The sequence below is a fragment of the Xanthomonas sp. WHRI 8932A genome, from assembly GCF_035012785.1.
Lineage (GTDB): Bacteria > Pseudomonadota > Gammaproteobacteria > Xanthomonadales > Xanthomonadaceae > Xanthomonas.
This window is the reverse complement of the sequence record NZ_JAYGQQ010000002.1, coordinates 328,940-351,846: the sequence shown is the minus strand read 5'-3', so window position 1 is coordinate 351,846 and position 22,907 is coordinate 328,940. Positions and strand designations below refer to the sequence as shown.

Here is a 22,907-nt window from a genome sequence, read left to right as displayed (position 1 = left end):
ACCTACCACAGCCCCTTGCCCGGCCTCCCCTGCCGAAGGTCAGGCCGCCCGCGCCGGTGTCGCTGTCCGCGAAGCGACACGCCGACGCTGCGCCTGCGGACCGCGCCGACGCGGCAAGGCCGGCCGCGAGCCCGGTCGGGTCAGCGTGGGCAGCGCGAAGCGGTGCAAGCTCCACCAGGCCAGCATCGGCATGCCTACCAGCCACAGCGGCAGCCAGCCGATCCACTCGCTGTGCCCACGCGCCGCCGGCCACACCAGCACCAGGGCAAGGCCAGCCAGGGCGATCTGCCGCACCGGGCGCAGCACACGCGGATCGGGACGTTCGGAACGAGAGGAAGAACGATGCGACATGGCGGCACTCCGTGGCAGAAGGAATCAGGACAGGCCGGCAGAATTGCCTGTGTCCATCTCACCGATTGCGACCTGGCCGGCGAAAGGTTGAGCCGTGCGGGGTCCGGCGCTGCGGGATGTGCTTTGGGGTGGGGATTGAGGATTGGGGAGCGAGGGCTGGGAGTGAGCCGCGCCGGCGTTCAACCCTCTGCAATACCGCCTTGCGCCGCACCGGCCGCGCCAGACCAACGTCCGTCGCGCTCCGACCAGCAACGATCTCCTGCCGATGACGCTGTCGCCGACGCCAGACCGGGCCGTTGACGCGAACTTGCCCCCTGCATGCGGTAGTGTGCTGCTCCTACTGCCCCTTTGTGATGTTGCGATGCGCCTGACCGTTACGATCGCCCTCGCTTTTCTGCTCGTCCTTGGCCTGCCTGTGGCACACGCCAAGGACACATCCACCGCCGAGCCGGCGATCGATCTGTCAAAGATCATGGGCACCTGGTACGTGATTGCGCGCATGCCCAATCCGGTCGAGCGCGGGCACGTCACCAGCCGCGACGAGTACACCCTGGACGAAGACGGCAAGGTGACGGTGCGCTATCTGTATCGCGATGGTTTCGGCGAGCCGGAAAAGGAAGTGAGCGCGCGCGCGTCGGTGGATGCGGAAAGCGGCAACCGCGACTGGCGAGTGTGGTTCTACAAGGTGATCCCGGCCAAGCAGCGCATCCTGGAAATCGCACCGGATGGCTCCTGGATGCTGATTTCCTACCCCGGCCGCGACCTGGCCTGGATCTTCTCGCGCAAGCCGGACATGAGCCGCGAGCAGTACCGCACGCTGGTCGATAAGATGCGCGACGACTATTCCATCTACACCGACAAAATCAAGCGCGTGCCGCAGCTGCGCGAGCAGGTGGATCGTCTGGGTTTTGAGGTGCCGAATAAGCGTTAGAGCCCATGAAAACATTGCCGCAATTGCTTCGAGGGATCGAAAACGTCGCCGACTTCGCAGAGATTGAAGTCGGCGACGCAAACACACGCGGCCTGTTCAACAACTATCCGTTGCACGTTGCGGCCGTTTGGGGCGACTGCGAAGCCATTCAATTGCTTGTGAGTGCAGGCGCTCGCATCAATCAGCGTGGCGAGCATGGGTTCACTCCGCTCATGGAGGCTGTCGCTCAAGATCACCAAGAGGCAGCGGCACTACTAATCTCATTGGGTGCAGAGCCTTTGCGCAACGACCATGGGCAGCTGCCGAGCGAATACGCACAAGTAGGCGGCAACAATCAATTAGCGGCCTATCTGGTGAAGCATGGGCTCTAACAATTCATTCAAACCGACGCGCCTGCGGCACGCGGCTTAATTCAGGCGTTAGGCCCGATGGAAAGACTCAGTGCTCACTTATGCTGACGGATCGCCAATCCAAGTCGGAGACTCGGTTCTGCTGGAGCATGGTCAGACTCCAGGCACCGTTGTGCTAGTCGTCCTCACGACCGCCGAGATGGAGAGCATTGGTGTCGAGGAGCCAGGCGTCATGCTGCTTTCCCCACCATTCGGACGCGTCTACCTGACAGAATGGTCCTTGCAAAATGAGCCTTTGCAGTTTGTTTCTCACGGACCGTCGGCCTAACAATTCATTCAAGCCGAACCCGCTTCGCAGGTCGGCTTAATTCAAGTGTTGGGCGTGATGGACCGCATCCCCACGCACAACGGCCCAACGGTCGGCCACGCTCAGTCGTAATTGCTCAGCGCCAGCGACAGCAGTGCCTTGGTCTGCTCGCGCAGCGAGACGGGTTCGACGATTTCCGCATCCGAGCCATAATGCAGCACGTCCATCAGTAGCTCGCGCGAATTGCTGTATGGCAATTTGAGTTCGTAGCGGCCGTCGGGCAGAAAGCGGCCCTGCTGCTTGGAATGCCAGTGTTCGTCGGCCACCCAGCGCGCGGCCTTGGCGCTGAACACGATGGTCGCCCAGCCCTTGGGCGCGCCCGAAAAAATGCCGTAGCTGGCGGCCAGTTGCTCATCCAGCTCGCTGTCGGGCACATCGCGCGGGGCGGTATCGAGCAGGCGCGCATGATTGATGCGGTCCACCGCAAAGCTGCGCACGCCATCGCGGCCATGGTCCCAGGCATCCAGGTACCAGTTGTCGCGGTAATGGGTGATGCGCTGCGGGGACACGGTGCGCTTGGTCGACTCGTCGGTAGAACGCGCGCGGTAATCGAAGCTCAGTTGCTTGCGCTCCAGCACACCGGAGGCCACGGTGCGGAAGCTGGCTTCGTCCAGCTTGCGGCCGCGATGGGGGATCACCCGCACCCGGTCCACCGGCCATTGCGAGACGCCGGCCTGCGCCGCCAGCAGCCCTTCGATGCGCTGCTGCAACGGCGCCAGCATCGAGGACAACACCCCGCCGCCGGTACGCGCGAGCAATTGCTGGGACGCCAGCAGGGCATGCAGTTCTTCCGAACTCAGCCACAGGCCGGGCAGCTCGAAGCGATCGCTTTCGCCGGACAGATAGCGAAAGCCCGATTCGCCGTCGCCTTCCACCGGCGCCATCAGCGCGTCGCGCAGAAACGCCAGGTCGCGATACACGGTGGCGCGGGAGCAGCTCAGCTCATCCTGCAGCCGCGCCACCGTGACCGGGTAGCGCGCCGACTTGAGCAGGCGATGCAGGGAGTTGATACGTTCATAGCGGTCCATGCCCCGATTATGTCCGGTTCTTCGTGCCGCGGGGTGAGCGTCGCTATGCACTCCCGTGCAGAACAAGGCCCGTCCGCGTTGGTCGGGTTGCGCTGGTTGCGAAGACGCCGCGCGCCAGGCCTGCGCGGTGCCCGCGACCGGACGCGACAGCACACCCCCCGGGGCCAGCGCCGGAACCGCCAATGAAGCGCGGCATTCACTTGGTTATGACGTGCCGCACAGTCCGTTATCATGAAATCGCTTTCACCCTCCCGCCCTGCCCTCAAGCGAGCTGCCCATGTCCCGCCGTGCCCCGTTGTCTGCCCTGCTGCCGTTGTTATTGATCACGCCTGCCGTCTGGGCCCAGGCAGTTGCACCGACGCCAGTGGACCCTGCAGCTGCGCTGATGCCCTCCCCTTGGGGCGGCAGTAGCGGCGAGCTGGGCTATGCTGCTGCCCATGGCAACAGCACCACCGATAGCCTCAATGGTCGCGTGCGCCTGCGCTACACCGATGGCGACTGGATCCACAGCCTGGATGCCACCGCGCTGCGTTCGAGCTCGGAGTACACCAATACCAACGACGACGGCAGTACCGAACGCGAGCGCCAGACCACCGCCGAGCGTTACACCGGCAGCGCCGGCAGCGCGTTGCAGTTGGGCGAGCACCGCCAGCTCACCGCCACCGGCCGCTACGAGCACGACGACTTCGCCACCTACGATCGGCTGGCCACCTTCGGTATCGGTTACGGCACGCGTCTGATCAACGCCGACCGGTTCTATCTGGACGCGCAGGTCGGCCCGGGTATCCGCCGCGCGCATAACAGCGACGAAGACCGCAACGAGACCGGCCTGATCGGGCGCGGCCTGTTCGACCTCAAGTACACCGTCACCGACAACACCGATCTGATCAACACGCTGCTGGTGGAATCGGGCGAGTACAACACCTACGCGCAGAACGATTTTGGCGTGCAGGTGAGCATGAACTCGCACTTCGCGTTGAAGGCCGCATGGCAGATGCGTCACAACAGCGATGTCAGCGACGGCGACAAGAAGACCGACACGCTGACCACGGTAAACCTGGTTTACACGTTCAAGTAAGCGATTGGGCGGTTGTGGGGCGGGATTGGTAGCGGGGGCGGGTTATCGGTAATGCCCTCGCGGCCTAGGCCGCTCCTACGATGCAGCGGCTGCTGGCGATTACGCAATTGGGCCCTCATAGGAGCGGACCTGGCCGCGACGGGGCTTCCTCGGTAACGCCCTCGCGGCCTGGGCCGCTCCTACAGTGAGTGGCGGCTGCCGGCGATTACGCAATTGCGCTCTCGTAGGAGCGGACCTGGCCGCGACAGGGCTTTCCCGGTAATGCCCTCGCGGCCTGGGCCGCTCCTACAGTGAGTGGCGGCTGCTGGCGACTACGCAACTGCGCTCTCGTAGGAGCGGACCTGGCCGCGACGGGGCTTCCTCGGTAACGCCCTCGCGGCCTGGGCCGCTCCTACGATGCGGCGGCGGATCGGCGTTACAGCTCGGCCAATAGCTGTGCGGCGCCCTTGTCGAACAACCCTTGTGCAACGCGGCGACCTAATTCTTCGGTGTCGTCGGGGCTGCCGTGCGCATCGGCATGGATCAGGCGGCCATCGCTGGCGCTGCCGACCATGCCCTGCAGGTACAGGCTCTCGCCTTCCCAGGTGGCGAACGCGGCCACCGGTACGTGGCAGCTGCCGTGCAGCGCGCGATTCATCGCCCGCTCGGCTTCCACGCAGACGCGGGTGGCGGGCGCATCCAGCACGGCCAGCAACGCGTGGATGCGCGCATCGTCGCCACGGCATTCCACTGCTACCGCGCCCTGTGCCGGTGCCGGCAACCACTCCGGCGCGTCCAGCCGCGCACTGATGCGCGCGTCAAAACCCAGCCGCTGCAGGCCGGCGCAGGCCAGCACGATGGCGTCGTAGCCGCCGTTGTCGAGTTTGGCCAGACGCGTGTTGACGTTGCCGCGCAGGTCGATCAGCTCCAGATCCGGGCGCGCGGCACGCAACTGCGCCTGACGCCGCAACGACGAGGTGCCCACCCGCGCGCCCAGCGGCAGCGCCTGCAGGCTGGCGTAGAGATTGGACACCAGCGCATCGGCCGGGTCGCCGCGGCCCAGGATCGCCGGCAGCACGAACGGATCGTCCAGTTCCATCGGCACGTCCTTGAGCGAATGCACCGCGCAATCGGCCTCGCCGCGCAGCATGGCCAGCTCCAGTTCCTTCAGAAACAGGCCTTTGCCGCCGATTGCCGCCAGCGAGCGGTCCAGCACTTCGTCGCCGCGAGTGCTCATCGGCACCAGCACGACCTCCAGGCCGGGATGGTGCTGGCGCAGCACGGCGGCGACGTGTTCGCTCTGCCAAAGGGCGAGCGGGCTCTTACGGGTAGCGATGCGGAGCGTGGTCATCCGGCCATTATCGCGGACCGGACCGGTAACTCATACATGACGCAGTTGATCGCGCAGGCTGGCCACGCAACGCCGGCTCACTTCCAGGGTCTGCGGCACGTTGCGCAGCACGGCGTGCACCTGGCCATCGCCGCTACGGCGCAGCTCCACCAGCTCGTCGCGGGCGACCAGGCAATTGCGATGGATGCGCACCAGGCGGTCGGCGAATTCGTCTTCCAGCGATTTCAGCGACTCTTCGATCAAGTCCTCGCCACGGGTGTGGTGGACGATGACGTACTTCTCTTCGGCCTGCAGATAGCGGATATCGCCGATGGCGATCAGCCGCAGACTGCCACGCAGGCGCGCGCACAGATGGGTGCGCAATGGCCGCGGTGCGGCGCCGGGTGCGCGCCCGGCCAGGAACGTGGCCACTTTTTCCAAGGCGGAGGCCAGGCGTTCCGGGCGCACCGGTTTCATCAGGTAATCCAGCGCGGCGGCGTCGAAGGCGGACAAGGCATGCTGGTCGTAGGCGGTGCAGAACACCACCGCCGGTGGCGGCTGGCTCTGGCGTAGCAGCCGCGCGGTTTCCAGGCCGTCGACGCCGGGCATGGCGATATCCAGCAACACCAGATCCGGGTGCAGGTGTTCGCACTGCTGCAGCACCTGCTGGCCGTTTTCGGCCTCGCCGATCACCTCGACCTGCGGATGCTCGCCCAGCAGCATGCGCAGGCGCTCGCGCGCCAGTGGCTCGTCATCAGCGATCAGCACCCGCACTTGCGTGGCCGTCATGGACATCCCCCTCGCTGCAGTAACTCCCCGTCACGGCAGCGGCAATGTGATCTCGCAGGCATAGTAGCCTTCAGCCCAGCTGGCCGCCATCCGTGCTCCGGCACCGAACTGAAACGCCAGCCGGTGCGAGATGCTGGCTTGCGCATGCCCGGCGCCGGCAAGCAGCGGCAACTGGGTTCCGGGTTGCGGAGCCGGGTTGACGATGCGGATCTGCAACTGGCTGCCGCGCTGACGCAGCGACAGATACAGCGTGCCGCCCTCGGGCATCCGCGAGACCCCGTGCAGCACCGCGTTTTCGACCAGCGGCTGCAGCACCAGGCGCGGCATCGGCAGCTCCCACGGCAACGGCTCCTGCCGGTGCCAGCGCACCTGCAGGCGCTCGCCCAGGCGCAAGGACTCGATGGCCAGATAGCGCTCGGCCAGCTCGCATTCGGCACGCAGGGTGGAGAGGCCTTCGCCGGCGCCGAGCGCGGCGCGAAACAGATCCGACAGATCCAGCACCGCCTGCTCGGCCACCACCGGGTCGCGCCGCAGCAGGCTGGCAATCAGATTCATGCTGTTGAAGAGAAAGTGCGGGCGGATGCGTGCCTGCAAGGCATCGGCCTCGGCACGCGCGTTGGCCTGCACCTGCGCTTCCCAGCGGTCGCTGACGTAGAAATAGCGCAGCGCCAGCGCGGTGATCAGCACCACCGTGGCCGCACTGCCCAGGGTGAAGCGCCAGAAGCCGACCAATGGGCCAAGCGGCGCCTGCTCCAGCACGGCATACAGCGCGTGCACGATGCCGGCGCCCAGCATCGCCACCAGCGCGGCGATCAGCAGCGCGGCCAGCCCACCCAGCTTGGGCGGCAACCGCGACAGCCCCGGCCGCAGCACGCACAGCAACACGGTGACCGCCAGCGCCAGCCACAGCGCCAGGCCGCTGGCCGAGACGAAGCGCGACAAGGTGAGGCTGCGCGCGGCGCCGGCATCGGGCACCAGGGTCACCACCAGCACCACCAGCTCGGCCAAGCCCAGCATGGCGCCCAATCGCGGTAGCCGGCACAGGTCCGGCATCCAGGTGATCTGCGGGGCGCTGGTGGCCATGGGCTCAGGCGGCGGTGAAGCGCGCCTGCATCCAGTTGCGCAGCGCTTCGATTTCTTCCAGACAGACCTGATGGCCCATCGGGTAGGTCTGCCATTCCAGGGCGAAGCCGAGCGTGCGCAGGGCCTGCATGCTGGCCTGGCCGGCGGCGAACGGCACCACCGGGTCGGCGCTGCCATGCGCCATGAACACCGGTTGGCGGATGGCGGCCGGCTGCAACTGGCTGGCGGCCGCCGCCGGGTCCGGCAGGTAGGTCGACAGCGCGATCAACCCGGCCAGCGGCACGCTGCGCTGCAGGCCCACGGCCAATGTCACCGCTCCGCCTTGCGAGAAGCCGGCCAGCAGGATGCGCTCGGGCGGCGTGCCGCGCGCCTGCTCATGGGCGATCAGGGCTTCGACCTGGGCGACCGATTCGGCGATGCCGACCTTGTCGGCACGGCTGGCGAAATCCATGCCGACGATGTCGTACCAGCCGCGCATGCGCACGCCGTTGTTGATGGTGATCGGGCGGATCGGCGCATGCGGGAACACGAAGCGCAGCGCCGGCCACTGCGGGCGCACCAGTTCCGGCACCATCGGCGCGAAGTCGCTGCCATCGGCGCCCAGGCCATGCAACCACAGCACGGTCCACTGCGGGTTGGGTCCGGTCTCGCGTTCGATCACTTCCAGCATCATCCAGCTCCGCTTGGGGGCCGGGCATTATGCCTTGCGCACCGGCCCTGCCCCGATCACGTGGGCTCGAACGCGCCGGTCACCCGGAGCGCGTGCGGCGATTTGCCGTCGCGCAGTGGCCATGTGCTGCGCGCGGGCCGCGCCCTTCGGCAATGCAGACGCTGCCGGTGTAGCACCGGTAACGGCGACACAGCGTGGCCGGCGCGCAGCGGCGCAGCACGCTGGGTCCAATCGGGCCAGCAGGCCCAGCCGCTCAGATCAGCGAAGGTTCCAGCGCGGCGGCGCGGCGCAGTTCGGACGCACGCACCAGCACCTTGGGCGGGTCGAGCTCTTCGGGGATGCAGAAGATGCCGGCACGTCGCAGCGCCAGACCGCTGCGACGCAGCGAGGTCAGCGCCACCACCGGGATCGACACCGCCATGCCCACGATCACCGGCCCCATCCAGGCCGCCAGCGACGGCGAGACGGTGTACGCCACCGCTCCCATGAACAAGCCGAACACAGTCAGCCCGCCGTAGCTGCGCAACAGCGCCGGCCACGACAGCTTGCCGTCGTCGCGCACCTGCGCATCCCAACCGGAGTCCTTGCCGGCCAGCACTTCGAACACGCCGCGCGACTGCAGGTACATCACCACCGGCGCCATCAGCGCGGCCAGCACAGTTTCCAGCAGGATGCTCAGCAGCGCGCGAATGGCGCCGCCGCAGGCCTTCATCTCGCGTGGGTTGAGCAGCAGTGCGATGTAGCCGAGCAGCTTGGGCGCGAGCAGCACGAACATGGTGCAGATGAAGATCCAGATCGCATTGCCCTGGCTGCTGCCGTGCCAGTAGCGCGCAGGCGAGAACGGCAGGTCGCCGGCCAGGTCGATGCCGCCGCCGGCCAGCGGAATCCCGATGCCGATCAGCATCAGCAGGCCCCACATCGGCGCGGTGAAGTAATGGCCGATGCCGATCAGCATGTGCATGCGGCTGATCCAGTGCAGGCCCTTGGCGCTCACCACTTTGGCGTGCTGCAGGTTGCCCTGGCACCAGCGGCGGTCGCGGATCAACAGGTCGGTGAGCGTGGGCGGGCCTTCTTCGTAGCTGCCCTGCAGGTACGGCACCATGTGCATGGCCCAGCCGCCGCGTCGCATCAGCGCCGCTTCCACAAAGTCGTGGCTGAGCACGTGCCCGCCGAACGGCTTGCGCCCGCGCAACGACGGCAGGCCGGCGTGATCGGCAAACGCCTGGGTGCGGATGATGGCGTTATGGCCCCAGTAATTGCTTTCGGCGCCATGCCACCAGGCCACGCCGAAGGCGATGATCGGCCCATACACACGGCCGCCGAACTGCTGCATGCGCGCAAACAGCGTCTGCCCGTTGACCACGGCCGGCAGGGTCTGGATCAGGCCCACGTCCGGGTTGTTTTCCATGCCGGCGACCAGCCGCACGATGGTGTCGCCGGTCATGACGCTATCGGCGTCCAGGATCAGCATCTGCGGGTAGCTGCCGCCGAAGCGGCGCACCCAGTCGGCCACATTGCCGGCCTTGCGCGCGGCATTGTCGGCGCGGCGGCGGTAGAAGATGCGGCCATGTCCGTCGACGCGGTCGCACAGCTCGTTGTAGACCAGTTCTTCGGCACGCCCGATGTGATCGCGGGTGGTGTCGCTGAGCACGAAGAAGTCGAAGTGCTCCAGCTGGCCGGTTTCGGCCACCGATTCGTAGATCGCCTGCAGGCCGGCCAGCAGGCGGCGCGGGTCTTCGTTGTAGGTTGGCATCAACAACGCGGTACGCGAGCGCAGCGTGGGCAGCGGTTGCTCGGGGTCGATGCCGAGCTTGCGCCCGGCACGCGCCACCACGGTGATGAAACCAGCCACGGCGCTGGCGAAGGACATCGCGATCCATGCGAACAGCAACACGAACAGGCCAAGCAGGCAGCCTTCCAGCACGCTGACGCCGTCGGGCCACAGCACGCTGAGCATCACCCACACCGCGATGGAGGTAGTGACGAAGGTGCCGCCGATCAAATAGAAACGGCGCACGCCGATGCCGACCGGCGAGGTGCGCTGATGGCGCACCTGCAGGCTGCCTTCGCGCAGGCTCTGTTCGGGCATCGCCAACGGCGCTTCCGGTGGCAGCGTGGGCTGGCCGGCGTCGAGGGCGGATAAGGGGGGGATTGCAGTTGGTGCAGGGGGAAGGGTCACGGTGCCGTCCATCAAGGCTGCCTGTCGCACGCGTGCGACAGTGCGGTCTGCAGCGGGAGATCCATCCCCGCCACGCGTAGCGAGCGTACAAAGCGCGTCGCACGGGCAAGGTGCCCGGCGGCGTGCGACCAGGTCGCGGTATTGGCAGCTATGAAACCACTCCGATGCACAAACTCTCCTGGCGGCGACGCAACGTCGCGGCTCATCCTAAAGAATCGACCGTTAAAGGAAACGAAGGCCATCGTGCAGTCTTCGCCCCTCCCGACGAAGACCGCGCGGCAGACTACGCGGTAACGACCGAACGCAACCCCAACAGATTGCAGCCTGGGGCGCGTGCTGTCACGGCCTGCAAATCACGCAATGACCGCTATCGATGCAAGCGTTGTGCCATCCGTGGCACACAGCAGTGCAACCGGTTGCAGGATGTCGGGCGTGCCGGAAACGCGATGAAGCGGACTATCGAAGTGACGTGCTGCGCAGATCATGCCGCGTGGCGCGATCTCGCTTTGAGCTGTATGGCACCGGCGCGGCGGTTGTTCGGCCGCTCTTACGGCTTGCGCTGGAGCCATGACGCGCAGTGCGCTGCGACGATGCTGCGTATCCAATCTCGCGCTGCGCTGCGGCCTGCCCCACGCCAGGTATCGCGTGCGACAAATTCACCGCAGCGCGGTCTTCTGCGTGCCGCGTGAAAGACGACTGCGGCAAGGATGGGAGCGGCGATGCTTGGTCGCACGCTCCTGCCCCGCCCCGTCAACATGGCTTACTTGCGCGCGGTCTCGCTGGCATCACGGGTGGCGCGGAATTCCGAGTCGCTGCTCCAGTTCGGCCACTGGCGCGAATCGGCCAACTGCTGGCCCAGCGTGTACAGCAGGCCCAGATCGCGCGCGGCACCGGCGAAGGTCCAATCCGGCTTCCACTCATCGCCTTGCTGGTGATAGCGCTTGGCGGTGTAGTCGTCCGATGCCGCCTTGCCTGCGGCAATGCCGCCCACTTCCCAATCCTGCCCGGCCGCATACGACAGCGCCGGCACACCACGCTTGGCGAAGGAGAAATGATCGGAGCGGAAGAAATAGCCCGCCTGCGGCTTGGGGTCGGGCGTGTAGCGCAGCTTGGATTGCGCCGCCACGGTCTTGAGCTGATCGAGCAACTCGAGTTTTGCGGTACCGTAGATGCCGAAATCGCGCGAAGGCACGAACGGGTTCATGCCGTCCATGTTGATCACCGCCACCGTGGTGTCCAGCGGATACAACGGTTTGGAGGCGTAGAACTCCGAGCCCAGCAAGCCCTTTTCTTCGGCAGTGACGGCCAGAAACACCACCGAGCGCTCCGGCTTGGGTCCGCTGGCAAAACCGCGCGCCAGTTCCAGCAACGCCGCGGTGCCGCTGGCGTTATCCAGCGCGCCGTTGAAGATGGTGTCGCCACGCGCGTCCGGCTTGCCCACGCCGATATGGTCCCAATGCGCGCTGTAGATCAGCGTCTCGTCGGGACGTTTGCTGCCTTCCAGGCGTGCCACCACGTTGTGCGAGGTGATCACGTCGGACTTGACCTGGTAGCTGGCGCTCAGGCCCTGGCCCTTGAGCTCGACCGGCTTGAAGCCGCGGGTCTGCGCCTGCTTCTTCAACGCATCGAAATCCAGCCCGGCGCGCTTGAACATCGCGGCGGCCAGATCGCGCTGGATCCAGCCTTCCACGGTGGGATGCGCGGCGCGCGGGTTGTCGCGCACCACGTCGAACATGGTGTTGGTATTGGAGCTGGCTACGGTGTCCCAGCCATAGGAGGCCGGCGCGGTTTCGTGCACCACCAGCACACCCAGCGCGCCCTGCCGTGCGCCCTCTTCGTACTTGTAGGTCCAGCGGCCGTAATAGGTCATGCCGGCGCCATCGAAGGCGCCCTTGCCGGTTTCGAAGTCGGGGTCGTTGATCAGTACCACCGCGATCTTGCCCTTCAGATCCACGCCCTTGAAGTCGTCCCAATCGCGCTCCGGCGCCTTGACGCCATAGCCGACGAACACCAGCGGCGCGTTGGCGATGTCGACCTTGGACGAACCATCCAGCGCAGCGCGGATAGCGATCTCCTTGCCTTGCGTCAGCGCCTGCGGCTTGCCGGCATTGGCCAGCGCAAGCGTCGGTGCACCGACGATATCGGCGCGGCGCAACGGCACCGCCTGGGTCCACAGGCGCTTGCCATCTTTGAGATCGCCGCCAGGCTGCAGGCCCGCGTCGGCAAATTGCTTGCTCAGGTAGGCGATGGTTTTTTCTTCGCCGGCAGTGGCCGGGCCGCGGCCTTCGTAGGCATCGGAGGCCAGCTCCTTGACGTCGCGCGAGATGCGCGCGCCATCGAACGTCGGCGCCTGCGCCATCACTGCGGTCGAGACCGCCATTGCCAAAAGTCCCACGGCAAGTCGCTTCATTGCATACCCCAGATATCAGACAGCCCTGGAGTGTAGCCACCCGCGCGTGCAAGCGGCGGCATGCCGCGGGATTGGCGCCTGCGATGGCCGCGCTGCGCCGGACCGGCTGTCGGCACGTCGACACGCGGTAGGACGAGGGCGATGCGCGCGCTTAAAACAGGTCCACGCTGCCGGTCTGTTGCATGGTCTGCAGCAATTGCCCGCTGGCGATCAGCTCGGCGTACACCACGGCGCGATTGCGGCCGTGCTGCTTGGCCCAATACAGCGCCTTGTCCGCTTCGTCCAGCTGCTGGCTGATCAAGCGGCCGTGCGTCAGCTCCACGATGCCGGTGCTGAGCGTGACCTGCCCGACCTGCGGGAACACATGCTCGGCAACGGCAAGACGAAACCGCTCGAACAGGCTGATCGCAACATCGCGCTCCACGCCACGCAGCACGATCACGAATTCTTCGCCGCCGAAGCGGAACAGCAGATCGTCCTGACGGAACGCGCGCTGCATCAATTGCGCGACCAGCAACAGCACTTCGTCGCCATACAGATGACCGAACGTGTCGTTGACACGCTTGAAATGATCGATATCCACGATGCCCAGCCAGACGCTTTCGTTTGCCGGCGTCTCTGCCCCGCCTGCGAACAGCCGCAGGATCACATCGTCGAAGGTCTTGCGATTGCGCAGGCCGGTCAACGCGTCGCGCTGCGCATCGTCGAGCAGGCTGCGGTAATTCTGGAAGAAGCGTGCAAAGCCCTGCAGCATCGCCTGTTCGGCGGCACCGGGCGCGCGTGCACCGCCCACCCGCAGGCAGGTGCGGATACCGCGCGCTTCCATCATCGGATAGACCAATAGCGCCTGGCCATCCTGGTGCAGGTGCACCACATCGCCGGGGCCATGCACGTCGACCAGCTGGGCGCGCATCTGCGCATCCTTGAGCTCAGCCACCGTCAACGACAAGCGGCCGTCGTCGTGCAGGCGGGTTTCGGCCATGGTGCGGCCATCCGGGGCGATGCGCAGCAGCGACAGCTCTTCGGCGGTGCAGAGCTCGCGCATGGTGCGCAACAGGCTCAGATCGAGCAGATCGGCATCGCGGATGGCGGTCATGTCCACCATCCGTTCCAGCAACGGCGTGGCGCTCATTGGCGGCTCGGCCGGTACGCAGATGCAGACGCAGGCCCGCCTTGCCGGACACGGCGGGCTGGCGGACAACTGGAGTGGCAATGCGCAGGCTTCACGACAACGACCGGCAATCAGGATGCCGGTTCATCGGCGCCCCACCCGCAAACTTGAGGTCGGCGGCCGCCAAGGCTCAGCGCGCGGCCAGCCGCCGCCTGGCAGCGGACACGCCCGCCCGCGACACCGCTGGGGGCGGCTGCCCTGGAATGCTCAGGGCAGCGCGGATTCCAGCGCGTCTTCGCCCAGCGCATGCCGTTGCATCAGCCGGCGGCTGCCGGCATTCAGGCCCTTGACCTGTACGTCCAGGTCGTGATGCCGCAGCCGCTGCACCACCTTGTCCAACGCCGCCACGGCGGTGATGTCCCAGAAATGCGCGCGGCTCACGTCGATCACCACGCCGCGGCCAGGCACCTCGCGCGCGTCGAAGGCGTCGATGAACACATCGGCCGAGGCGAAGAACACCTGCCCGCGCACGTTGTAGGTGCGCACGCCATCTGCGCCATCGCTGTGCGCGATCTGCAGCAGCCCGGCCACCTTGAAGGTAAAGAACACCCCGCTCAGCACCACGCCCACCGCTACGCCGGCAGCCAGATTGTGGGTAGCCAGGGTCACCGCCACGGTAGCCAACATCACCACGCTGGAGGTACGCGGATGGGTGACCACGGTGCGCAGCGAACGCCAGTCGAAGGTCTCGGCCGACACCATCACCATGATCGCCACCAATGCCACCACCGGCACCTGCGATACCCACGGCTTGAGCAACACCATCAGGATCAGCAGAAACACGCCGGCGAACAACGTCGACAGCCGGCCACGGCCGCCGTACTTCACGTTGCCAACGGTCTGGCCGATCATGCCGCAGCCGGCAATGCCGCCGAACAGGCTGGCGGCCGTATTGGCGATGCCCAGCCCGGTGCACTCGCGGTTCTTGTTGCTGGGGGTATCGGTGAGTTCGTCGACCACCCGCGCGGTCATCATCGATTCGAGCAGACCCACCATGGCGATGGCCAACGCCGGCAACGCGATGATGCGCAGGGTTTCCAACGTCATCGGCACGGCCGGCCATTGCAGGAAGGGCAGCGCATTGGGCAGCTTGCCCAGATCGGCCACGGTCTTCAGCGGCAGGTGCAGGGCGCTGCCGGCGATGGTCAGCAGCAGGATGCACAACAGCGGCGAGGGAATCGCCGACAGGCCGGGCACGCGCAAGCGCGGCAGCCCGTAGATGATCGCCAGGCCAACACCGAGCATCACCCAGCTGGTGAGGTTGGCGCCCAGCAGATGCGGCAGCTGTGCGGCGAAGATCAGCACCGCCAGCGCATTGACAAACCCGGTGCGCACCGAGCTGCTGACAAAACGCATCAGCACGCCTAAGCGCAGCAGCCCGAACAGGATTTGCACCGCTCCGGCCAGCAGCCCGGCCGCCAACAGATACGGCAGCCCGTGTGCCGCCACCAGCGGTGCGGCCACCAGCGCTACCGATCCGGCCGCGGCAGAAATCATCGCCGGGCGTCCACCGCAAAATGCAATCACGATACCGATAACGAAGGACGCGAACAGGCCGACTTGCGGGTCGACGCCCGCCACGAAGGCGAACGCAATCACTTCGGGAATCAGGGCAAATGTTGCGACCGCACCGGCCATCAGTTCGCGCGCAGGTGAAGCGCGCCATTGCGCCAGTTCGGCACGCAGGAAAGACATTGGGGGACACTCCGGGGACAAAAAGGACAGCCTGCGGACAGTGCGCAGCGACGATAGTGTGCGGGAAAGCGACCGCGCCCGCAGCCCACCTGTGATCTGTGCGCCAATGCGCCTTTCTGTGGCTGCGATCACGCCGCGCGACGCGGACGCAGACCAAGATGCCCCCCTCACCGCGCTCGGGTGTCGAGTTCGGTTATCTAGGGAGATCACCATGTCCATTTTCAGGACCGCAAGTACGCTCGCACTGGCCACCGCGCTGGCCTTGGCCGCCGCCCCGGCGTTCAGCTATTCCATCAGCAACAACCGGGTTGTCGACGACAGCGGCAAGGTGGTGCAGCTCAAGGGCGTCAACGTGTTTGGCTTCGAAACCGGCAACCATGTCATGCATGGCCTGTGGGCGCGCAACTGGAAAGAGATGATCAATCAGATGCAAGGCCTGGGCTTCAATGCCGTGCGCCTGCCGTTCTGCCCGGCCACGCTGCGCAGCGACACCATGCCGACCAGCATCGATTACAGCCGCAACGCCGACCTGCAGGGCCTGACCTCGCTGCAGATCCTCGACAAGGTGATCAACGAATTCAACGCGCGCGGCATGTACGTGCTGCTGGATCACCACACCCCCGATTGCGCCGGCATTTCCGAGCTCTGGTACACCGGCTCCTACACCGAAGCGCAGTGGCTGGCCGATCTGCGCTTTGTGGCCAACCGCTACAAGAACGTGCCGTACGTGCTCGGACTGGATCTGAAGAACGAGCCGCATGGCGCCGCCACCTGGGGCACCGGCAACGCCGCTACCGACTGGAACAAGGCCGCCGAGCGCGGTTCGGCCGCCGTGCTGGCAGTGGCGCCGAAGTGGATCATCGCGGTGGAAGGCATCACCGATAACCCGGTGTGCTCGACCAACGGCGGCATCTACTGGGGCGGCAACCTGCAGCCGCTGGCCTGCACCCCGTTGAACATTCCGGCCAACCGTCTGCTGCTGGCACCGCATGTGTACGGCCCGGACGTCTATGTGCAGTCGTACTTCAACGACAGCAACTTCCCCAACAACATGCCGGCCATCTGGGACCGTCATTTCGGCCAGTTTGCCGGCAAGTACGCGCTGCTGCTGGGCGAGTTCGGCGGCAAGTACGGCGAAGGCGATGCGCGCGACAAGGTGTGGCAGGACGCGCTGGTGAAGTACCTGCGCAGCAAGGGCATCAACGAAGGCTTCTACTGGTCGTGGAACCCCAACAGCGGCGATACCGGCGGCATCCTGCGCGACGACTGGACCACGGTGCGCCAGGACAAGATGACGCTGCTGCGCACGTTGTGGGGCACCGTGGGCAGCACCACGCCGACGCCTACACCAACCCCAACGCCCACGCCCACTCCGACACCCACTCCGACACCCACTCCGACTCCTACGCCCACGCCGACCCCGGGCACTGGCACTGGCACCTTCAGCACCAAGGTCATCGTGGACAGCAGCTGGAGCGGCGGCGCGTGCAACCGCGTGCAGGTCACCAACACCGGTACCGGCAGCGGCACCTGGTCGGTGACGGTGCCGGTGACCGGCACGGTCAACAACGCCTGGAATGTGGTGTGGTCGCAGAGCGGCAGCACCCTGCGCGCAAGCGGTGTGGATTTCAACCGCACGCTGGCCGCCGGTGCAACGGCCGAGTTCGGCTTCTGCGCAGCAAGCTGATGTGAAAGGCGGCCGCGCGTTGCGTGGCCGCCGTCGTATCGCGCGACGGTCCGCCTGGATGTTCAGGAGATTGCGATACGCCGCGACATGTCGACCAAGCAAGTTGATCGACATGTGGTGCCTGCGATCTGTCTAAAGACAGCAGGCCTTTGGTAGGAGCGCACCTGGGCGCGATGAGGCCTTATCGGTAACGCCGCATCGCGCCCAGGTGCGCTCCTACGTTGCATGGGCGCTGCGGTTTTTATAAGCAGACGCTGCCGCAATCAGTATTCAACCCGCATGTGAATCAGCCGTTATCCATGACATAGCGCCCTGCGCGGCGCGTTCTGGATGCTGTTGCCATGCCCGTTGTCTCCCTGTTGCGTCGCCATGTTGCCAATCTCCCGCTGACCCGCAAGTTCGTCCTGTTGTGCACACTGTTGACGGTGGGCGTGATCCTACTGGCCGTTGCCGCGGCGCGCCTGCAATATCTGGATCTGGTCGAGGCGCGCAAACTCAGCGTCAGGACCGAGGTCGAGATGGGCCTCACCGTGATGCAGCATTACGCCGACAAGGTCAAAGCCGGCGAGCTGACCGCAGATCAGGCAAAAGAAGCGGCACGCACGACGCTGGCCGACATGCGCACCAACGATGGCGTGGATTACTTTTTCATCGTCGACCCGCAGATGCGCATCCTGATGCATCCCAAGCGCCCGGTCGGCACCGACATGTCCGATTACAAGAGCGATGCAGGGCAGTATGTGTATCGCGACATCAAGACCGCCATCGACAGCGGCGATGGCTTCAGCTATTACGACGCGCCCAAGCCGGGCAAGAAAGAACAACTGCCCAAGATCAGCTATGCCAAGACATTTCCGGCCTGGAACTGGGTGCTGGTGATGGGCGTGTACGCCGAAGACATCCAGGTGCAGGCGTGGGGCTTTACGCGGACGCTGACCTTGATCGGCGGCGCCCTGGTGGCGATGGTGATCGGCCTGTGCTGGTTGATCGCCTCGGCGATGGCCGCACCGTTGCGTGCCGCTTCACGCACCGCCGAGGCGATTGCCTCCGGCCGCTTCGACAACGACATCCGGGTGGAATCGCGCGATGAAACCGGGCAGTTGATGCACAGCATGCAGCAGATGCAGAACCAGCTGCAGCGCTTCAACGGCGAGATGCAGACCATGATCCGCCTGCAGCAGGGCGAGAACATCGCGCACCGCATCCCGGAGGATTTCCCCGGCGACTACGGCAGCCTGGCGCATGGCGTGAACACGGTGGTGTTCGAACATCTGGACGCCATCAACGAGGCGATGGATGTGATGAGCGAATACGGCCGTGGCGATCTGCGCCGCGACATGCGCCGCCTGCCCGGCCAGCGCGCGGCATTGCACGAAGCGCTGGATACGGTGAAGAGCAATCTGTCGGCGATCAACAGCGACATCGCACGTCTGGCCGACGCCGCCGCGCGTGGCGATTTTTCCGCACGCGGCGAGCAGTCGCGCTATCAGTTTGCGTTTGCGGAAATGGTGCAGGCCTTGAACCGTCTGATGCAGCAGGCCGATGCCGGTCTGGACGATGTGGGCCGCATCATGGCCGCCATTGCCGACGGCGATCTGTCGCAGCGGGTGGAATCGCATTACGAAGGTGCCTTTGGCCGCTTGGCCGATGCCGCCAACCGCACCGCGATCCAGCTCACCAGCATCGTGCAAGGCATCCAACATTCGGCCGAGATGATCAATACCGCGGCCGGCGAAATCGCCAGCGGCAACACCGACCTGTCCACGCGCACCGAACATCAGGCCGCAAACCTGGAAGAAACCGCAGCATCGATGGAAGAATTGACCTCTACCGTGCGCCAGAATGCAGACAACGCGCGCCAGGCCAATCAACTGGTCAAGGGCACCGGCGATGTCGCCGAAAGCGGCGGCCGCGTGGTGCAGCAAGTGGTCACCACCATGCAGGCGATCACGCAATCGTCGGCACGCATTTCCGACATCATTGGCGTCATCGATGGCATCGCCTTCCAGACCAATATCCTGGCCTTGAATGCGGCGGTGGAAGCGGCGCGCGCCGGCGAACAAGGCCGCGGCTTTGCGGTGGTCGCAACCGAGGTCCGTGCCTTGGCGCAGCGCTCGGCCGGTGCGGCCAAGGAAATCAAACAGCTGATTTCCGACTCGGTGGAAAAGGTGGAGCAAGGCTCGGCGCTGGTGCAGCAGGCCGGCAGCACCATGACCGAGGTGGTCAGTTCGGTGAAGCGCGTGACCGAGATCATGGCCGAGATCACCGCCGCCAGCACCGAGCAGAGCGCCGGGATCGAACAGGTCAGCACCACGGTGATGCAGCTGGATGAGATGACCCAGCAGAACGCAGCGCTGGTGGAAGAAGCCACTGCGGCGGCGCGCAGCCTGGAAGATCAGGCAGCGGACCTGACGCGCGCGGTGGCCGTGTTCCAACTGGCACCGGCGCAGCCTGCGTCGATGCAGCGCCACGGCGTCGGGCAAGCGGCGTAGCAAACGGAATAGCGTGTGCGGGTGCGCTTCGCGCAACGCACCCTCATCCGCCCTTCGGGCACCTTCTCCCGAGGGGCGAAGGAACAGCGCAACACGCTTCGCTGTTCAAGCCCCTCTCCCACCGGGAGAGGGGTTGGGGTGAGGGTGCCCCATCGGCCGATATACGTCGACAAACAAAGATGCGCATTGCCAATCAGCACACGTGCATCATCAACCCAGAGGTCGATACATGTCACATCATCAGATGGGCATCGGCACTCAATGAATCAACTCCGGCGCATTCTGCGTCAATGCAGCGCTACCGCGTCGAACAGGCTGCCTAGCGATGCAGCGCTATCACTTCGATTAGCCGAATGATGATGCGACACCACCGCCTGGAGCAGGCCGCGTGGTAATGCAATGCCACTACGTCAAGCAAGCCGCGTAGTAAGCGGGATGGCTTGCGGTTGCGCTTCGCTGACGCCCCCTCACTCGCCCTTCGGGCACCTTCTCTCGAGGGGAGAAGGAACAGCGCAACACGCTTCGCTGTTCAAGCCCCTCTCCCACAGGGAGAGGGGTTGGGGTGAGGGTGCCACATCGGTCGATAAAGGAACCGCGGTTGCCGTTTACCTCAACGCGCAGCCTCGCGGCCGTTCATCGCTGCATCCTTGCTGAAGCGCGCATTCTTTGCGGCATACATCGCTTTGTCTGCGGCATGCATCAGGCTTGCCGCCTCAACCTGGTCGCCGTGCTGCCAGGCGATGCCGATGCTGGGTTGGATCGGTAGCCGCTGCTCGCCGAACAGGGCGCCAGCGGACGCTGCGTGGCGGATGCGCTCGGCAACCCGGGCGCAGTCGGCATCGGGCGTCTGCAGATTGTCCAGCAACACCACGAATTCGTCGCCGGCCAGACGCGCCACCAGGTAACGGCCTTCCACCGCGCGCTGCAGGCAATGGCCGAATTCCACCAGCACCGCATCGCCGGCGCGGTGGCCGTAGGTGTCGTTAATGCGTTTGAAGCCATCCAGATCCAGAAACATCACCGCCACCGCGCGCTGCAACCGATGCGCCTGCAGCACGGCGGTCTGCAATGCCTCGGTCCAGGCATGCCGATTGGGCAGGCCAGTCAGCGCATCGCGGGTGGCACGCTCGTGCATCAGGCGGTGCAATGTCTTGTGCGCGGTGACGTCCTGCGCCATCAGGAAAAACCCTTGCGCACCGTCCAGCAGGCGTCGGGTTTCCGGTACCAGGGTGATCTCCACATCGCGTGCGCTGCCACCCACATGCAACACATGCTCGAAACTGGCGCGTTGCCCGTCGGCCACCTGCGCCAATGCGGTGCGTGCGGTCGCGCTGAGCGACGCGCCGAGCAGATGCGTGATCGGCGCGCCGACCAGGCTGGCCGGCTCCGCGCCCAGCCAATCGCGGTGCGCTTCGTTGGCGAACAGGCAGCGCTGGCTGGCATCGAACTGGCTGACCAGCGCGGGTGTGGCATCGCTGATCGCGCGTAGCCGCGCTTCGCTTTCTGCCAGACGTTCGGCGGCGACATGGCGCTCGGTGACGTCCTGGATCTGCGAGACAAAATGCACCGGTGCACCGCTGCCGTCGCGCACCAACGACACCGACAACTGCGCCCAGATCACCGCGCCTTGCTGGCTGATGTAACGCTTGGCCAGGCTGTAACTATCGCGCTTGCCGGCGATGAGTTCCTGCACCAGTTGCAGGTCCATTTCCAGATCGTCCGGGTGGGTGATCTGCTGGAAGGTCGTACGCAGCAATTGCTCGCGCGGGTAACCGAGGATGCCGCACAAGGACGGATTGACGTCGCGCCAGGCGCCCTCCAGCGAGACGATGGCCATGCCCTGCGGCGCGGTTTCGAAGGCGCCGGTGAAGCGTTCGGCGGCCAGCTGCGCGGCAGCCTGCGCCTGCAATTCGGCGGTGACGTCGATGGCCATGGCCAGATACCCGGCCAGGCCTTGCTGCGCATCGTGGATGACGTTGAAGCACAGCCGCACTCGGCGCAGCTCGCCGTCCTTGCGCACCAGCGTCCACAGTTCTTCGGTCAGCACATTGCCGGCAGCGGCCGCAGCCAGTTCCACATATGCCGGCGGCGACAACGCCAATGTGGCCATGTGGCGCTCCAGCTCGGCCTGCAGATGGAACCGCGACGGGCAGATGCCCAGCACTTCGTCGGCCGCGTAGCCCAGCAGTTGTTCGGCACCGGGATTGAACAGCTCGATGCGCCCCTGCGGGTCGAAGGCGATTATCGCCACGTCCTGCGAGGCATCCACCAGCGCCTGCAGCCGCGCGCGCTCGGCAGACAAGGCCGCCGACGCACCCCGGAGTTGGGTGATGTCGTGCATCACGCACACCGCGCCCAACGCAGTACCCTTATCGCCGACCACCGGGTCTGCATTGCATAGCACGCTGCGCGGAGGCTGACCGTTGGCACGGATCACCAGTTCGGCATTGCGCACGTGCTCGCCGCGCCAGGCACGCAGCAGCGGAATGGCCTCGGTGGGCAGCAGAGCGTTGCCGTCTGCGCTGTACAGATCGAAATGCTGCGCCCATTGCGCCGGTGGCAGCACGCGGAGGTCGGTGCCATGCCATTGCCTAGCGGCGTTGTTGAACTCGCGCAGCAGGCCGTCGGTGCCGCAGGCCACCACGCCGTCGGGCATGGCTTCCAGCAACATGCTCAACGTCTGCCGCTGCGCCTGCGCATCGCGCCGATCGCGGCGCGCTTCCAGCTGGCTGACCGCCTGCCGCGCGAGACGGATCAGCGCCTGTTTCTGATGTTCGTCGAGCACGCGCGATCTGGTGCTGAGCGTGCACAGGGTGCCGTAGGCATAGCCTTCGCGGCCGATCAGCGGCACCCCGACATAGGAGCGCACACCGGGTGCGGCGGTCACCAACGGGTTGTTGACGAAGCGTGGGTCGGCCTCGGCGTCGGGGACCTCCATCAACTCGGTCCCCATCACCGCGTAGGAGCAGAACGACACGCTACGCGGCGTGCCCTCCAGGTCGGTGCCGCAGCGCGCCTTGAACCATTGCCGGTCGGCATCCAGCAGCGACACCAGTGCCATCGGGGCGCCGCTGACATGCGCCGCCAGCCAGGCGATGTCGTCGAACTCGGCCTCGGCCTCGGTGTCCAACACCCCCAGCCGGCGGACCGCGTCCACGCGCAAGGCGTCGTTGGCGGGAATCGGCACGGGCGGCAACAGGACGGTCATGGCGTGATGGGCGGGCGGCGTTTGGGCAAGGTAGGTCGCACCAGGTAACGGCGAGGCGAGGATCAACTTGAGTGCACCCAGTCGGGCCCGCTTGCGGCCGATTAAGAGT

Annotated in this window: 16 protein-coding genes; 5 read left to right on the top strand and 11 right to left on the bottom strand. The window is 65.8% G+C overall.

The features are described from left to right. Window positions 1–39: 39 nt before the first annotated feature. Window positions 40–351 carry a hypothetical protein gene (locus tag VC212_RS04345; RefSeq protein ID WP_115552878.1) on the bottom strand — a complete coding sequence of 104 codons (312 nt, stop codon included), beginning with the start codon at window positions 349–351 and terminating at the stop codon, window positions 40–42. A 361-nt stretch (window positions 352–712) separates the two neighbouring features. Between VC212_RS04345 and VC212_RS04340 the strand changes: the two genes are divergently transcribed. Both VC212_RS04340 and VC212_RS04335 read left to right on the top strand, forming a co-directional pair. After that, complete coding sequence (locus VC212_RS04340; RefSeq protein ID WP_115552877.1) at window positions 713–1,282, top strand: lipocalin family protein; 570 nt, start codon at window positions 713–715, stop codon at window positions 1,280–1,282. Window positions 1,283–1,287: 5 nt separating this feature from the next. Further along, window positions 1,288–1,653 carry an ankyrin repeat domain-containing protein gene (locus VC212_RS04335; protein WP_323514361.1) on the top strand — a complete coding sequence of 122 codons (366 nt, stop codon included), beginning with the start codon at window positions 1,288–1,290 and terminating at the stop codon, window positions 1,651–1,653. Between the two features lie 408 nt (window positions 1,654–2,061). On the opposite strand, the gene VC212_RS04330 is transcribed toward VC212_RS04335, so the two are convergent. Beyond that, window positions 2,062–3,027, bottom strand: a complete 966-nt coding sequence (locus VC212_RS04330; RefSeq protein ID WP_104617524.1) for a YafY family protein — start codon at window positions 3,025–3,027, stop codon at window positions 2,062–2,064. Between the two features lie 277 nt (window positions 3,028–3,304). Between VC212_RS04330 and VC212_RS04325 the strand changes: the two genes are divergently transcribed. After that, window positions 3,305–4,105 (top strand): DUF481 domain-containing protein, encoded by an 801-nt coding sequence (locus VC212_RS04325; protein ID WP_055850532.1) that lies wholly within the window; start codon window positions 3,305–3,307, stop codon window positions 4,103–4,105. Between the two features lie 415 nt (window positions 4,106–4,520). Here the strand turns inward: VC212_RS04325 and hemC are convergent, their stop codons facing one another. The 8 genes from hemC to VC212_RS04285 form a co-directional block, all read right to left on the bottom strand. Beyond that, complete coding sequence (gene hemC, locus VC212_RS04320; RefSeq protein ID WP_323514362.1) at window positions 4,521–5,435, bottom strand: hydroxymethylbilane synthase; 915 nt, start codon at window positions 5,433–5,435, stop codon at window positions 4,521–4,523. Window positions 5,436–5,465: 30 nt separating this feature from the next. Beyond that, entirely contained in the window at window positions 5,466–6,203 is a 738-nt protein-coding gene (locus VC212_RS04315; protein WP_161961577.1) for a LytTR family DNA-binding domain-containing protein, read from the bottom strand. 30 nt (window positions 6,204–6,233) lie between these two features. Further along, window positions 6,234–7,286, bottom strand: a complete 1,053-nt coding sequence (locus VC212_RS04310) for a histidine kinase (protein WP_323514363.1) — start codon at window positions 7,284–7,286, stop codon at window positions 6,234–6,236. Window positions 7,287–7,290: 4 nt separating this feature from the next. Continuing rightward, window positions 7,291–7,959, bottom strand: a complete 669-nt coding sequence (locus VC212_RS04305; protein WP_115561203.1) for an alpha/beta hydrolase — start codon at window positions 7,957–7,959, stop codon at window positions 7,291–7,293. 250 nt (window positions 7,960–8,209) lie between these two features. Continuing rightward, window positions 8,210–10,147 (bottom strand): glucans biosynthesis glucosyltransferase MdoH, encoded by a 1,938-nt coding sequence (gene mdoH, locus VC212_RS04300; RefSeq protein ID WP_055850522.1) that lies wholly within the window; start codon window positions 10,145–10,147, stop codon window positions 8,210–8,212. Between the two features lie 748 nt (window positions 10,148–10,895). Continuing rightward, window positions 10,896–12,545 carry a M28 family metallopeptidase gene (locus VC212_RS04295; protein WP_323514364.1) on the bottom strand — a complete coding sequence of 550 codons (1,650 nt, stop codon included), beginning with the start codon at window positions 12,543–12,545 and terminating at the stop codon, window positions 10,896–10,898. Window positions 12,546–12,696: 151 nt separating this feature from the next. Beyond that, window positions 12,697–13,677 carry a GGDEF domain-containing protein gene (locus VC212_RS04290; RefSeq protein WP_323514366.1) on the bottom strand — a complete coding sequence of 327 codons (981 nt, stop codon included), beginning with the start codon at window positions 13,675–13,677 and terminating at the stop codon, window positions 12,697–12,699. Between the two features lie 246 nt (window positions 13,678–13,923). Beyond that, the gene (locus tag VC212_RS04285; protein WP_323514367.1) at window positions 13,924–15,411 is read right to left on the bottom strand and encodes a SulP family inorganic anion transporter; all 1,488 of its coding nucleotides are present in this window, start codon (window positions 15,409–15,411) and stop codon (window positions 13,924–13,926) included. Window positions 15,412–15,622: 211 nt separating this feature from the next. On the opposite strand from VC212_RS04285, the gene VC212_RS04280 reads away from it, so the two are divergent. Both VC212_RS04280 and VC212_RS04275 read left to right on the top strand, forming a co-directional pair. Then, window positions 15,623–17,098, top strand: a complete 1,476-nt coding sequence (locus VC212_RS04280; RefSeq protein ID WP_323514368.1) for a cellulase family glycosylhydrolase — start codon at window positions 15,623–15,625, stop codon at window positions 17,096–17,098. Window positions 17,099–17,457: 359 nt separating this feature from the next. Then, complete coding sequence (locus VC212_RS04275; RefSeq protein WP_323514567.1) at window positions 17,458–19,590, top strand: methyl-accepting chemotaxis protein; 2,133 nt, start codon at window positions 17,458–17,460, stop codon at window positions 19,588–19,590. A gap of 610 nt (window positions 19,591–20,200) precedes the next feature. On the opposite strand, the gene VC212_RS04270 is transcribed toward VC212_RS04275, so the two are convergent. Then, window positions 20,201–22,900, bottom strand: a complete 2,700-nt coding sequence (locus tag VC212_RS04270; RefSeq protein ID WP_323514568.1) for a PAS domain S-box protein — start codon at window positions 22,898–22,900, stop codon at window positions 20,201–20,203. Between the last annotated feature and the right edge of the window lie 7 nt (window positions 22,901–22,907).